General features: G+C 60.7%; 12 protein-coding genes. 2 read left to right on the top strand and 10 right to left on the bottom strand.

Translation table 11 applies throughout. The features are described from left to right. Positions 1–16: 16 nt before the first annotated feature. Positions 17–1,549 carry an aminoacyl--tRNA ligase-related protein gene (locus ABL914_RS00400; RefSeq protein ID WP_391561160.1) on the bottom strand — a complete coding sequence of 511 codons (1,533 nt, stop codon included), beginning with the start codon at positions 1,547–1,549 and terminating at the stop codon, positions 17–19. Between the two features lie 356 nt (positions 1,550–1,905). After that, on the bottom strand, positions 1,906–2,292 hold the full coding sequence (locus ABL914_RS00395; RefSeq protein ID WP_391561159.1) for a hypothetical protein: 387 nt from the start codon (positions 2,290–2,292) through the stop codon (positions 1,906–1,908). A gap of 60 nt (positions 2,293–2,352) precedes the next feature. On the opposite strand from ABL914_RS00395, the gene ABL914_RS00390 reads away from it, so the two are divergent. Then, entirely contained in the window at positions 2,353–2,934 is a 582-nt protein-coding gene (locus tag ABL914_RS00390; RefSeq protein ID WP_391561158.1) for a hypothetical protein, read from the top strand. A gap of 2 nt (positions 2,935–2,936) precedes the next feature. Here ABL914_RS00390 and phaR read toward each other — a convergent pair whose 3' ends face one another. The 6 genes from phaR to radA all read right to left on the bottom strand — a co-directional run bounded on the left by phaR (position 2,937) and on the right by radA (position 8,387). Continuing rightward, complete coding sequence (gene phaR / locus ABL914_RS00385; protein ID WP_391561157.1) at positions 2,937–3,488, bottom strand: polyhydroxyalkanoate synthesis repressor PhaR; 552 nt, start codon at positions 3,486–3,488, stop codon at positions 2,937–2,939. Positions 3,489–3,585: 97 nt separating this feature from the next. After that, positions 3,586–4,620, bottom strand: a complete 1,035-nt coding sequence (gene alr / locus ABL914_RS00380; protein WP_391561156.1) for an alanine racemase — start codon at positions 4,618–4,620, stop codon at positions 3,586–3,588. Beyond that, positions 4,610–5,992 (bottom strand): MFS transporter, encoded by a 1,383-nt coding sequence (locus tag ABL914_RS00375; protein WP_391561155.1) that lies wholly within the window; start codon positions 5,990–5,992, stop codon positions 4,610–4,612. Before ABL914_RS00375 ends, alr begins: the two co-directional genes overlap by 11 nt. 32 nt (positions 5,993–6,024) lie before the next feature. After that, positions 6,025–6,447: an iron-sulfur cluster assembly scaffold protein gene (locus tag ABL914_RS00370; RefSeq protein ID WP_391561154.1), complete on the bottom strand. Its 423-nt coding sequence runs from the start codon at positions 6,445–6,447 to the stop codon at positions 6,025–6,027. Beyond that, positions 6,444–7,007: a CvpA family protein gene (locus ABL914_RS00365; RefSeq protein ID WP_391561153.1), complete on the bottom strand. Its 564-nt coding sequence runs from the start codon at positions 7,005–7,007 to the stop codon at positions 6,444–6,446. The genes ABL914_RS00370 and ABL914_RS00365 overlap by 4 nt, the downstream gene beginning before the upstream one ends. Positions 7,008–7,019: 12 nt before the next feature. After that, complete coding sequence (radA, locus tag ABL914_RS00360) at positions 7,020–8,387, bottom strand: DNA repair protein RadA (RefSeq protein ID WP_391561152.1); 1,368 nt, start codon at positions 8,385–8,387, stop codon at positions 7,020–7,022. 109 nt (positions 8,388–8,496) lie between these two features. On the opposite strand from radA, the gene ABL914_RS00355 reads away from it, so the two are divergent. Continuing rightward, complete coding sequence (locus tag ABL914_RS00355; protein WP_391561280.1) at positions 8,497–10,806, top strand: patatin-like protein; 2,310 nt, start codon at positions 8,497–8,499, stop codon at positions 10,804–10,806. A 26-nt stretch (positions 10,807–10,832) separates the two neighbouring features. On the opposite strand, the gene dnaJ is transcribed toward ABL914_RS00355, so the two are convergent. Together dnaJ and dnaK are read right to left on the bottom strand one after the other, a co-directional pair. Then, on the bottom strand, positions 10,833–11,957 hold the full coding sequence (gene dnaJ / locus ABL914_RS00350) for a molecular chaperone DnaJ (RefSeq protein WP_391561151.1): 1,125 nt from the start codon (positions 11,955–11,957) through the stop codon (positions 10,833–10,835). Positions 11,958–12,026: 69 nt separating this feature from the next. Beyond that, positions 12,027–13,943 carry a molecular chaperone DnaK gene (gene dnaK / locus ABL914_RS00345; RefSeq protein WP_391561150.1) on the bottom strand — a complete coding sequence of 639 codons (1,917 nt, stop codon included), beginning with the start codon at positions 13,941–13,943 and terminating at the stop codon, positions 12,027–12,029. Positions 13,944–13,983: the final 40 nt, after the last annotated feature.

Raw genomic sequence — 13,983 nt, 5'->3', positions numbered from 1 at the left:
CAAAATTGCGGCCCGGTCAATAGGCTCGGGCGACGTAAATCCGTTCAACCGCAGGCTGCCCGGTAAGCAGACATAGGCCTGAAACCGGCGCTGCGTCCATCGGGGTGTTGCGGATTGTCAGCTTGAGCGCCTTGAGCTTTTGCACGACCACATCCAGTGCATCGCCGGTGGGGCGCGACCAGCCAAGCTCGACCCAGCCGGGATAGCGATTGCCATCAGCAAAATGCGCCTCCAACCCAGCCATATCCGTGATGTCGCGGCGCAGATTGGCATCATGGCGGGCACGTGCTTCAGCATAAAGTGAGCGCTGGATATCTTCGAGTTCAACCGCGGCCTGGGCCAGAAACGCCTCCCGGGCTTGCCCGACAAAGCCCACTTTGCCGCCTTCATGGTAGAGCCGATCACGCCGGACAACCGATACCTGGCCGCCAGCGGCATCACGCCCGCCAATCTCGAGGATCAAGGGCACGCCCTTTTTGACCCAGCCCCACCGCTTTTGGGTAGCCTTGCCTGATCGCTTGTCGAGCAGAACGCGGATTGGCTCGCCCAGAGCGATCTGCCCGGCCAGCGCTTTGCGCAGATCTTCGCAATAGGCCAGCAATGCTGCATCACCATCATCATCACGCAACATCGGCAGGATCACGATCTGGTGCGGGGCAATCGCGGGCGGCACGCGCAGGCCATCGTCATCGCCGTGGGTCATGATCACCCCGCCGATCAGCCGGGTGGACACACCCCAACTGGTGGTGTGGCACAGCGCCTGCTGGCCTTCCTTGTCCTGATAGCGAATTCCAGCGGATTCGGCGAAGCCGGTGCCCAGATAGTGGCTGGTTCCGGCCTGCAGTGCCTTGCCATCCTGCATCATGGCTTCGATTGAATAGGTTGCGACCGCGCCGGGGAAACGCTCATTTTCGGGCTTCTCCCCAGTCACCACCGGCATGGCCAATTCGTCTTCCGCGCAGGCCCGGTACATTTCAAGCGCGCGCAATGTCTCAGCCATCGCGTCAGCCTTGTCGGCATGGGCGGTGTGGCCTTCCTGCCATAGGAATTCGCTGGTCCGCAGGAACATCCGGGTCCGCATTTCCCAGCGCACCACATTGGCCCACTGGTTGGTCAGCAGCGGCAAATCGCGCCACGATTGGATCCAGCGCGCCATGGCCTGGCCGATTACGGTTTCGGATGTAGGCCGCACGATCAGTGGTTCTTCCAGCTTGGCCTCTGGATCGGGCACCAGCCCGCCCTTGCCATCCTGGATCAGGCGATGGTGGGTGACGACTGCCATTTCCTTTGCAAAGCCATCAACGTGCTCGGCTTCCTTGGCGAAATAGCTCAGCGGAATGAACAGCGGGAAATAGCAGTTATCGACCCCAGCGGCCTTGATCCGCGCGTCCATCAGTTTTTGAATGCGCTCCCAGATGCCATAGCCCCACGGCTTGATTACCATGCAGCCGCGCACCCCGCTTTCCTCAGCCATTTCGGCCTCGGCGATTACCTCCTGGTACCAGGCGGCGAAGTCTTGTTGGCGGGTTACGGAAAGTGCGTGTTTCATGGTGCGGCGCGATAGCCGCTTGACGCTGGCGGGGCAAGGTTGTGCCTGCGCGGCTTCATGGTAGTATTGAAACCAAGGGGGGAAACTGGAATGACGTCACGCCTTGCCGGATCAGTCGTTGCGGCCGGTTTGCTGCTAGCCGCGCCGCTGGCGGCCCAGACTGGCGCCCCCACGACTACCAATGGATTGCCTCCGCGTACAACGGAACCCAAGCCTGCAACCACGATCACACCCGAACAGGTTATCGGGGTTGTCAGAGGGCTGCTCAAACCCAAGCCGCAACCATCCCCCACCCCTACTCCTACTCCTGTCCCGCCACCTGCCCCAACTCCCACAGCGATCGCTACTGCTGCGCCCTATCCCCGGCCAACGGCCAGTCCGGTGGCAACACCATCGCCGCGGCCGCAGCCTGTATCCTCGTCCACGCAGGCACCCGCTACAGTTGCTGCGCCGGTGCCAGCAGAGCCGCCACCAGCCCTACCCGAAGCCGCCGATCCACCACCAAGCGAAGTGGCAGTGGCATCGGCTGCGCCAGAGCCGTTGCCGCCCGCGCCAGAGCGGGAAAATCCGGTTTGGCCTTGGATCGCGGCGGCTTTGGCTGCCCTTGGTCTGGGTGAAACCGCCAGGCGCTGGTTTTGGCCCAAGGCTGCGGTTAGCTGTGAAATTGCTGCCGGGCCTAGCAGCCTTACCGCAGTATCCAGCCCGGCACTGGGCAGGCCCGATGCCAGTTTTGATATTCGCATAGAGTTTGGCGAGGCAAGCGCCCCGATCGGCCGGCCGATCCTGGTGCAAGGAGATGACGCATGATTGAGCCAGGGCAGATCGAACTGGCCGCACTCATCCCGCCAGAAGCGTTTGACGAAGCTTCAGCCCAGGCCCGCGATGAAGTGGCACAGGCCGGTGGAGGCCGTCTTCAGCGAGCGATGACCAGCGTTGCCGGTCCGCGGATTGCGGCAGCGATGCAGGCCAAACTTGGCCAACTGGATCTGATGCCGCTGTTCATCCAGGGCTGGGGCAAATCGCCTGAAATTGAAGCGGAAGCACAAGCCAGCGAAACCACTGGCGAGCCGCGCTTTATCCGTCTGGGGAAACTGGAGCAGGATCTCGATCTCTATCCGATCCTGGGCATTTCCGGCTTTGGGATCAGCGCCTCACCAATCCAGTTCACGCTTACGCTGAAGGCTGAATTTGAAGCGGTCGAAGTGGGGATGGAAAAGGGTTATGTCGTGCAGATCGGCGGCGGTCTGTGCCGGCTTGCCGCCGTGCTGAAATTCGGTCAGCTGACCTTCCCAAGCGGGCTTGATCCGGTTGAATGGCAAGTGGGCAAAGGCCGCAAGTTTGAAAAGCCGGGCGTGCGATTGCTCGCAGCGAAAACCGCTGGCTAGCTTCAGCCCTTACCCAATTTATCAAGCTTGGCCTGCATTTCAGCCATCTGTGCGCGCAGCGCTGCCAGTTCACCGCTTTCGTCTTTGCTCTTTGCGGGCTTTTCATCGGTCAGACTTGGCACAAAAGCTGATGCGGCGGCTTTGAACATGGCCAGATTTTGCTGGGCCAGTTTGGCCAGTGGGTTGGCCCCGATGCTCACTTCAAATGCTTCGCGCAATTTGCTTTGGTTGGCGCGGAACTGATCCATGCTGGCCTCAAGGTAATGCGGCACCAGGCTTTGCATGGAATTGCCGTACATCCCGATCAGCTGGCGCAGAAAATTCACCGGCAGCATCTGTTCGCCGCCGACAGTTTCTTCCTCCATGATGATCTGGGTCAGGATCTGGTGCGTGATATCGACCCCGGTCTTGGCATCAAGAACTTTGAAATCGACTCCTTCGCGGGTCATCTTGGCCAGATGATCGAGCGTGATGTAGCTGGAGCTTTTTGTATTATAGAGCCGCCGGTTAGCGTATTTCTTGATGACGACGGTTTCGCCCTTGGCATCACTCATGTTCGTATTCCCGTGCGGGTTGCATCCCAAGTGCGAATGTTAGCACTTGCAGTAGGTGCAGCGCAACATATCGATGCTGCGCAGCATAGCTGCAGCATTACCTAGGAAAACGGCGGCCCAGCGCGGTAAGCAGCTCATATTGGGACAGTCCGCTGATCCGTGAAGCCTCTGGCAGGGCATAGGCCAGCTCCACCCATTCACCCTCCCCCAGCGCAGGTGCAGCGGTCAGATCGATTACGGTCATGTCCATCGAAACCCGGCCCAGAACCGGCAAGGTCTGGCCTTCGCCTTGCATCGCGCCCTTGCCTGACCAACAGCGAAGGTAGCCATCGGCATAGCCCAGATTGACAACGCCTATCCGCATCGGGCCGCTCGCCGTGAAGGTCGCGTTATAGCCAACGCTGTCACCGGCTTGCAGTTCGCGAACCTGGATTATCTGTGCCTCTGGATAGGCGACCTGGCGGATCTTCGCGCCAAGATCGTCGCGCGGCACCCCGCCATACAGCGCCAGGCCGGGCCGGGTCAGATCACCGTGATACGCAGCACCGAGGGCAATCCCGGCGCTGTTGGCCAGGCTGGCCCGGCGATGCGGCAGATGCACGCGGGCCTGCTGCCAGCGCTGCCGCTGTAGTTCGTTCTGGGGTGAATTTTCATCGGCCGAGGCAAGGTGTGACATCAGCACTTCGATTTGCAGCCCGGCGATGATCGGATCGCCCATATCTGCCATCGGCAGGCCCAGCCGGTTTATTCCGGTATCGATCATCAAATCGCACAGGCCGCCATCAGCTTCTTGCCAGATCCGTGCCTGGTGCAGCGAATTGATCACCGGACGCAGCCCTGCATCACGGGCAAAGCCCGCATCGGCAGGGCTTTGCGGACCGTGCAGCACGGCGATTTGCTGTGGTGCGATCAAGCCGATCAGCTCCGCAGCCTCAGCCCAGTGCGCAACGAAGAAATCGCGGCATCCGGCATCCAGCAACACCGGCGCAATCCGCCGCGCGCCAAGGCCATAGGCGTCGGCCTTTAGCGCGGCCCCGGCGCTGGCTGACCCAGACAGCGCATCCAACGCGGACCAATTGGCGGCCAGCGCTGCGCAATCCAGGGTGATCCTAAGTGGGGCCTCAGGTGGCATCGTCACCAAAATCGCGGGGCGGTCCGCCGGGCAATCCCCAGGCGGCAACCACCAGGGCGAGCAAGACCATCGACCATGGATACCATAGCCCGGCATAGATATCGCCGGTCTTGGCGACGACCCACGTACCGATCAACGGCACAACCCCGCCAAACCAGCCGGTTCCAAAGTGATAGGGGATCGACATCGATGAATACCGGATCCGGGCCGGGAACATTTCTGAAAGCAGGGCGGCAACCGGGCCATAGGTGAAGCCTGACAAGGCATTGAGAACAGTCAGTGCGAGCACAATTTTGGCAATGGCCAAGGCATCGGGAACCACCTTCACGCCTTCCGGGGTAGCAGCGCGCGCCGATTGAAGCGCCCATTCAAGCGCCCAGAAACTGGGGAACAGCAAAATCAGCGTGGCGACATAGCCCCAGACAATCGGCGCCTTGCGGCCAACCCGATCAGACAAGGCGCCCGATCCGACGAAAAATACCAGCCCCACCAGCGCCGAACCGGCGACGATCAACTGGGCCACGCCTTCCTCAACCTGCATGGGGCCGGTTAGAAACGCGAGACTGGAAAAGGTTGCGGTGTACCAGATCACCGTCAGGCCAACCGCTACACCGAATAGCGCCACAAAGATCCGGCGCTTGTTGCCGGGATATGTGAAGCTCTCAACAAATGGATTGCCAGATATTTCGCCTTCCTCCTTCATCGCCCGATAAACCGGGCTTTCGGAAAGCTTGACCCGCATCCACAAGGAAACCGCAAGCAGCGCGATTGAAAGCAGGAATGGCACACGCCAGCCCCATTCAGCCCAGGTCTGAGCATCGAACATCATCTTGCAGCAGAGCACCACGGCAAGGCTGAGGATAAACCCGCCAACCACGCTGGCCTGGATGAAGCCGGTGTAGAAGCCGCGCTTGTTGGGCGGGCTGTGTTCCGAAACATAGATTGCCGCGCCGCCGTATTCACCGCCCAGCGCCAAGCCTTGCAGCACACGCAGGAAAATGATGATCGCAGGGGCGGCCATGCCAATCGATTCGACCGATGGAACCATCCCGACCCCGGCTGTGGCAATCCCCATCAAGGTAACTGTGACCAGGAAGGTGTATTTGCGGCCCAGCTTGTCACCCAGATAGCCGAACAGGATGGCCCCAAGCGGGCGAAAGCCAAAGCCGACAGCAAAACCGGCCCAGACCACCAACTGGCGGACCAGTTCATTATCGCTGGGGACAAAAGCCTTGCCGATGATCGAAGCCAGCGTGCCGTAGATGAAGAAATCGTACCATTCGAACACCGTTCCAGCCGATGATGCGCCGATCACCAGGCGAATATCGGATGGCTTGGGTGCAATCCCGGGATGCCGGATCGGCTCGGTCATTTGGTACTCTCCCCGTTGGTCGTGGCGCTTCCCTAGCGGGGCTGATCCATGGCGACAAGCGCAGCGCGCCACGGCAACAGGATCGCGCCGTGGCGGGCTGGATATTCACGAGCCCTGGCAATTGCGGCAAAGCCTGGCCAGCCAGGCAGGTTTCCTTCGGCCAGCCACTGCGCGATCTCGGTGTAGGCGGCTTCCAGCTGCGCCGCATCCATTCCCGGCGCGTTTTCAGCAAAAATTGCAGTAGCAGCCTGACCGATCGCGCAGGCCCGCGCACGCAGGCCCAGCTGAGTTATCCGGCCCGCTTCATCGATCGCAATGTTTAAATCGACAGTGCTGCCGCAGGTTGGCGCGCGCGCGCTTCCTTGCAAGGGCAAGGCATCGTCATACGGCCAGCGGGCCAGCGAAGTTGCCAGGGCAAGAACCTCACGCGTGTAAAGCGCTGTGGCAGCGCTCACTTGGGCTGGCGCTTCAACTTTTCGGATACAGCGTCAGCGGCGGCATCCCGCGTTGCTGCTTCTGCTGCTTCTTTCCGGCGTTCACCGATCAACTTGACCAGTGCTTCGCTGCCGGCGTTGACGAAGGGATAGGTTCGGGCCTGGGTGATCCACTGCGGCCGCCCACCCGCGCCCCAAAGAGTATCATAGCCCAGCGCCAGAACTGAAAAGCCCATTACCACGATCACTGCGCCCTTGATCCCGCCAAACCCAAAGCCGATCACCCGGTCAATCGGGCCGATCACCGAATTGCGGCTGGCCGAACCGAGCCGGTCCGATAACAGTTTGACAATCGCATAGGGCACCAGCAGCAGCAGCGCAAAAGCCAGCACCGAAGCCCCGCTGGTATTCTTGATATAGGGCGCAAGCCCATCGCTGAGCGGTGTGTGGAGCATCCGGATGGCCACCATGGCCAATACCCACGCAGCCAGTGCAAACACTTCCTGCACAAACCCGCGCATGAATCCAGTAATCGCGCCAAGTGCGATCAGGATCAGAACTGCGATATCAAATCCGGTCATAATAAGCGGGGTTTATGCCCCGCCCATCACGCGGTCAACAAGGTTTGGTAACAGCGACAACCCGGTGAACCTGGTTGCTTCCCCAGACCCGGTACAATCGGCGGGACCAAACGCGCGCGAAAACCCCAATTTGGTGGCTTCGCGCAGCCGCACCCCGGCGTGGGCGACCGGGCGGATCTCTCCGGCAAGCGAAACCTCGCCAAACCACACCGCATCGCTGGCCAGTGGCTTATCGGCCAGCGCCGATACCAGCGCAGCAGCCACCGCAAGATCGGCCGCCGGATCGGTCAACCGATAACCACCCGCGACATTGAGATAGACCTCTGCTGACGAAAAACTCAGCCCACAGCGCGCTTCTAGCACGGCGAGCAGCATGGCCATCCGGCCGCTATCCCAACCCACAACGGCCCGGCGCGGTGTCGCACCACTGGCCAGCCTGACAATCAGCGCCTGTACTTCGACCAGCACCGGACGGGTGCCTTCTATCGCGGGGAACACTGCGCTGCCGGTCACCGATTGTTCGCGTCCGGAAAGGAACAGCAGCGATGGGTTGCCCACTTCGGTCAGCCCGGCCCCTTCCATTGCAAAAACCCCGATCTCGTCAACCGGGCCAAAGCGGTTCTTGATGCCGCGAAGAATCCGGTATTGGTGGCTGCGCTCTCCCTCAAAACTCATCACCACATCGACCATGTGTTCAAGCACCCGCGGCCCGGCGATGCTGCCATCCTTGGTGACGTGCCCAACCAGTACCAGCGCAACACCGTTTTCCTTGGCGTAGCGGATCAGTTCAAACGCGGCGGCACGAACCTGGCTGACCGTTCCGGGTGCACCCTCAATCTGATCGGAATGCATGGTTTGGATGGAATCTATCACCACCAGGGCCGGCGGTGCCATGCCCGCCAGGGTCGTCAGAATATCGCGCACCGAAGTTGCTGCCGCCAACAGGATCGGAGCATCGCCAAGGCCAAGCCGGCTGCCCCGCATCCGCACCTGCGCGGCGGCTTCCTCTCCGCTGATGTAAACCGCGCTGGCACCCGTGCGGGCAATTGCCGCCGCTGCCTGAAGCAGTAGGGTGCTTTTCCCGATCCCCGGATCACCGCCCATCAACACCGCGCTACCCGGGACCAGTCCGCCGCCCAACGCACGATCGAATTCGGCCAGCCCGGTGCTGCGCCGCACCAGCACTTCGCCGGGTGTATCCAGCGCTTCGAATGAAATGGGGCGGCCGCCGGATGAAAGATCATGCTTGGCTGAAAATACGGTTGCCGGGGCTTCTTCCGCCAGGGTATTCCATTCACTGCAATCGGCACATTGCCCCTGCCAGCGATGGCTGACGCTGCCGCAGGCCTGGCAGATGTAACGGCGTTTTGGTTTGGCCATATTGATCCGATAACTGGAACGAAAGCGGAACGCAAGTGTTGCGATGCGTATTTTTCCGCGCTCAAGCTATTGGCCCTGTTCAGCATAATCTGCCATGCTGCCTGGCATTATGCGGCAAAAGGAACTTCGGATCGCGCTGGTCTGCTATGGCGGGGTAAGCTTGGCGGTCTATATGCACGGCGTCACAAAGGAGCTGTGGAAGCTGGCCCGCGCCAGCCGCGCACATCATGGAGGCGGCGGGGCAGAGACCGGCAGCGATGCAGTCTATCTTGCACTGCTGGAACACATCGAAAAGCGGTTTGAGCTGCGGCTGCGGGTGATGACCGATATTGTCGCCGGTGCCAGTGCGGGCGGGATAAACGGGGTGTTTTTGGCCCAGGCGATCCATTCGGGGCAAAGCCTTGAGCCGCTGACCGAGCTGTGGCTTGAACGCGCGGATGTTGATGTGCTGCTGGATCCAGATGCCCGGCCGTGGTCGCGGATCGCCAAATTCTGGGCACTGCCGATCGTCTGGTGGCTGCTGCGCCGGCCCGGCAATGTCATTTCGGATAGCGTTGCGCCTGAGACGCGGGCCGAAGTGCGCACCAAACTATCGCGGCTGATCCGCTCTCGCTGGTTCGAACCGCCGTTTGGCGGCCTGGGCTTTTCACGGCTGCTGGCCGAAGCTTTTGGCGCGATGAAGGCAAGCCCGCCCGAAGCCCCATTGCTCCCCAAGGACCATCCGATCGACCTGTTCGTAACCGCTACCGATTTTCGCGGCCATCCCGAACGGATCACTCTGAACAGCCCGGCACAGATTGAGGAGAGCGAACACCGGCTTTCGATCGGATTTCGCGGGGTTACGCCCGCTGAAAGCGGCGCGAACCTGGCTGCCGAACTTGAACTGGTGCTGGCAGCGCGTTCAACAGCCAGCTTCCCCGGTGCCTTCCCGCCGCTCCAATTGGCCGAAATTGATGCATTGGCTGCGGAACGCGGCGAGCGTTGGAACAGCCGCGCGGCCTTTGTCGAACGGGTGATGCCTGAACATTCCCACTCTGGCGACGTCGATAGTGTCGCGCTGATTGATGGGTCGGTGCTGGTCAACGCGCCATTTTCCGAAGCCATGGCCGTGCTGCGTGACCGCCCTGCCCAGCGCGAAGTTGACCGGCGCTTCGTCTATATCGATCCGCATCCGGATGAGGTTGGCGGGATTCGCCACAGCGATCCGCGCGCACCGGGGTTCTTTTCGGTTATCTTCGGTTCGCTATCGTCGATCCCGCGCGAGCAACCGATCCGCGATAACCTTGATGCCATCGCCGCCGCATCGCGCCAATCAGCTGAACTCAAAGGGATCGTAGATGCGCTTCGACCAGAGGTTGAAGAGCAGGTTGAGAAGCTGTTCGGGCGCACGCTGTTCCTTGATCGGCCATCGGTGCGCCGGCTGGTGGGATGGCGGGCGAAGGCGCAACAGGCTGCTGCGGTGCAGGCTGGCTATGCGTTTCAATCCTATGGGCACGTCAAATTCGCGCAAGTCCTGGCCGAACTGGCAGGCAAGATTGAAGCCGCCGCTCCCGATCTGAATCGCGCCCGCGATGATAGCGTGGCAGACCGGCTGGCTGGCTGGCTTTCGCAGCATGGCCTCGATCATCTGGCGGCAATGCGCGGCGGGGCAAGCGATCAAGCGATTGCCTTTTTTCGCGAACACGATCTGGGCTTTCGGATCCGGCGTTTGCGCCTGCTGGCCCGGCGCCTGTCCGAAGACTGGGCGGATATCGATGCCGCCAATCCCGAAGCCCGCGAACGGGCGCGGGCAGCAGTCTACTATGCCCTGTCGCTGTATTTTGATCGCGAGGCGCATGGCGCTTTGGGGCCTGATTTCGGCGCGGTGGCGTGCCAATTGGATGCCGATCCCGGCACTGTTCTGGCTGAAATGGCCAAGCGCCGCCAATTGCCCGCAACCGATCTGGTGGTCGATGCCGTGCTGGTCGAAGCGCTGCAGGGTATGCCCAAAGAGTTGAAGCGCCAGGTTTTGCTGACCTATCTGGGCTTTCCGTTCTATGACACCGTCACCTTGCCCTTGCTGCGCGGCGAAGGTAGTACTGAATTCGAGCCGGCCAAGGTTGACCGGATCAGCCCGGTAGATTGCAATGCGATCCGCCATGGCGCAGCCGAAAAGGTGCTGCGTGGGACCGAATTCTACAATTTCGGCGCGTTCTTCAGCCGGGCCTACCGCGAGAACGACTACCTGTGGGGGCGGCTCCACGGGGCCGAGCGGATGATCGATCTGGTTGCATCGGCAATGCCCAAAGGCATGGTGGTTGAGCCGGCCGAACTGGTCCGGTTCAAGCGCGCGGCGTTCCTGGCGGTACTGGCCGAAGAAGATGGGCGATTGAAGGCGGATCCCGGGTTAGTCGAACGGGTGCGGGCCGAAATAAAGTAGCCAGTGCCCCGCGGCCGAGTGCACCGTTATCCCCCCAGAGCATCCTTGATGCGGTCAAAGAAGCCCTTTGATTGCGGCGTTTCATCCCCGGTTTCGGTTTCCTGCAACTCACGCAAGAGTTCCTTTTGGCGGGCGCTGAGCTTGGTCGGGGTTTCAACCATGATCTCGATCACCAGATCGCCGCGGCCCCGCCCCTGCAATACCGGCATGCCAGCACCGCGTTTGCGCAGCTGTTTGCCCGATTGTATTCCGGCAGGAATATCGATGCTGATGCGTTCGCCATCAAGGCCCGGAATTTCGATTTCACCGCCCAAAGCCGCCCGCGTGAAGGGGATTGGTACGCGGGTTACAAGATTGGTGCCTTCGCGTTCGAAAACGCCGTGGCGGCGGGTGTGGATGAAGATGTAGAGATCGCCCGGGGGTGATCCGAACGGCCCGGCCTCACCCTTGCCGCCAAGCCTGATCCGGGTGCCGGTATCAACGCCGGGCGGAACGTTGACTTCAAGCTTCTGGGGTTGATCGATCCGGCCTTCGCCGCGGCATTTGCGGCACGGTTTCTCAATAACTTCGCCGCGGCCGTGGCACGTCGGACAGGCCCGCTCGACCATGAAGAAGCCCTGCTGCGCGCGGACCTTGCCATGCCCACCGCACAGATTGCAGCGACGTGTGCCGGTTCCCGGTTCGGACCCCTTGCCCTCGCATGGCTCGCACTGGGCTGAAACCTCGATCTCGATTTCGGCCTGTTTGCCGTGGAACGCCTCTTCAAGGCTAACTTCCATATCGTAGCGCAAATCCGCCCCGCGCCTGGCCTGCCCGCGCCCACCGCCGCCAAAGGCGCTGCCGAAAATCGTTTCGAAAATATCACCCAGATCAGAAAATCCCGCGCCGCCTTGCCCGCCGCCGCCGCCGCCAGACATTCCCTGTTTGAAGGCTTCATGCCCAAACCGGTCATAGGCTGCGCGTTTTTGCGGGTCTTTCAGGCAGTCATAAGCTTCGCTGATCGCCTTGAAGCGGGCCTCAGCATCCCCATCACCAGGGTTTTTGTCCGGGTGCCAGCGCATCGCCAGCTTTCGGTAAGATGATTTGATCACCGCATCATCTGCGCTGCGCTGAATTTCCAGCAATTCGTAGTAGTCAGCTTCTACGGCCATCGCCCCACCTCAAAAACAAGACCGCCACCGCACTTTCTGGCGCGGCGACGGCCTGTTTGACAGCCTGCATCAGCCCTTGTTGTCTTCGTCGACTTCGGAGAATTCCGCATCGACCACTTCTTCGCTGCCTTCGGCCGGGCCTTCTGCGCCCGGCGAAGCAGCTGCGGCTTGCTCCTTCTCATAGATCACCTGACCCATCTTCATGGCCTTGTCGGTCAGGGTCTGGGTCTTGGCGGTCATTTCATCGGCATCGCCGCTTTCGATCGCGGTCTTGGCTTCGGCGATGGCCGCTTCAATCTCCGATTTGAGATCGGCATCAAGCTTGTCACCATGTTCGGCCAACTGCTGCTCGGTCGCGTGGACCAGGCTATCGGCATTGTTCTTGGCCTCGGCCGCGCCGCGCCGCTTCTTGTCTTCCTCAGCGAATTTCTCCGCGTCCTTTACCATCGCATCGATGTCCGTATCGGAAAGACCGCCCGATGCCTGGATCTTGATCTGTTGCTCTTTGCCGGTGCCCTTGTCCTTGGCGTGGACATTGACGATGCCGTTGGCGTCGATATCGAAAGTAACCTCGATCTGAGGAACCCCGCGGCGCGCAGCCGGAATGCCAACCAGATCAAACTGGCCCAGCATCTTGTTATCGGCGGCCATCTCACGCTCACCCTGGAACACGCGGATCGTCACCGCCTGCTGGTTGTCTTCAGCAGTCGAATAGACCTGGCTTTTCTTGGTCGGGATTGTGGTGTTGCGGTCAATCATCCGGGTGAACACGCCGCCCAGCGTTTCGATCCCCAGCGAAAGCGGGGTCACGTCAAGCAGCAGCACGTCCTTGACATCACCCTGCAAAACGCCAGCCTGGATTGCTGCGCCCATGGCGACGACTTCATCAGGGTTAACCCCGATGTGCGGTTCCTTGCCGAAGAATTCCTTCACAACCTCGCGTACGCGCGGCATGCGGGTCATCCCGCCAACCATCACAACGTCATCGATGTCAGAGGCCTTAAGCCCGGCATCGGCCAGCGCCTTTTTCATCGGCTCCTTGGTGCGCTCGATCAGGTTCGCGACCATCTTTTCCAGATCGGCGCGGGTGATCGTTTCGACCAGATGGAGCGGTGTGGTGGTGCCGCCCTCCATCCGGGCCGTAATAAACGGCAGGTTGATTTCGGTTGAAGCGGTGCTGGAAAGTTCGATCTTTGCCTTTTCGGACGCTTCCTTTAGCCGCTGGAGCGCAAGCTTGTCGGTGCGAAGGTCCATGCCTTCCTTCTTCTTGAACTGCTCAGCCAGCCATTCGACCACCTGGGTGTCGAAATCTTCGCCGCCCAGGAAAGTATCGCCGTTGGTGCTTTTCACTTCGAACACACCGTCACCGATCTCAAGGATCGAGACGTCAAACGTGCCGCCGCCAAGGTCGTAAACCGCGATGGTCTTGCCGTCGTTCTTTTCAAGGCCATAGGCCAACGCAGCAGCAGTCGGCTCGTTGATGATCCGTAGCACTTCAAGGCCTGCGATCTGGCCGGCGTCCTTGGTCGCCTGGCGCTGTGCGTCATTGAAATATGCCGGCACGGTAATTACCGCCTGCGTAACGGTTTCACCAAGATAGGCCTCGGCGGTTTCCTTCATCTTCTGGAGGATAAAGGCACTGATTTGGCTGGGCGAATAGTCTTCGCCGCCGGCCCCAACCCAGGCATCGCCATTCTTGCCCTTAACGATGGTATAGGGGACCAATTCGGTGTCCTTCTTGGTCACCGGATCATCAAAGCGGCGGCCGATCAGGCGCTTTACCGCGAAAATCGTGTTGTCACCGTTGGTCACTGCCTGGCGCTTGGCCGGCTGACCGATCAAGCGCTCACCTTCTTTGGTGAATGCAACGATCGAAGGCGTGGTACGCGCGCCTTCCGAATTCTCGATAACCTTGGGCTTGCCACCGTCCATCACAGCGACGCAAGAGTTTGTAGTGCCCAGATCGATACCGATTACTTTAGCCATTTGAACCCCATCCTTGGTTTTGCACGACACCGCCAATGCA

The organism is Novosphingobium sp., from assembly GCF_040079535.1.
In the GTDB taxonomy this organism is placed as follows: Bacteria; Pseudomonadota; Alphaproteobacteria; order Sphingomonadales; family Sphingomonadaceae; genus Novosphingobium.
The sequence above is the reverse complement of the archived record's forward strand: the minus strand, read 5'-3'. Positions and strand labels throughout refer to the sequence as shown.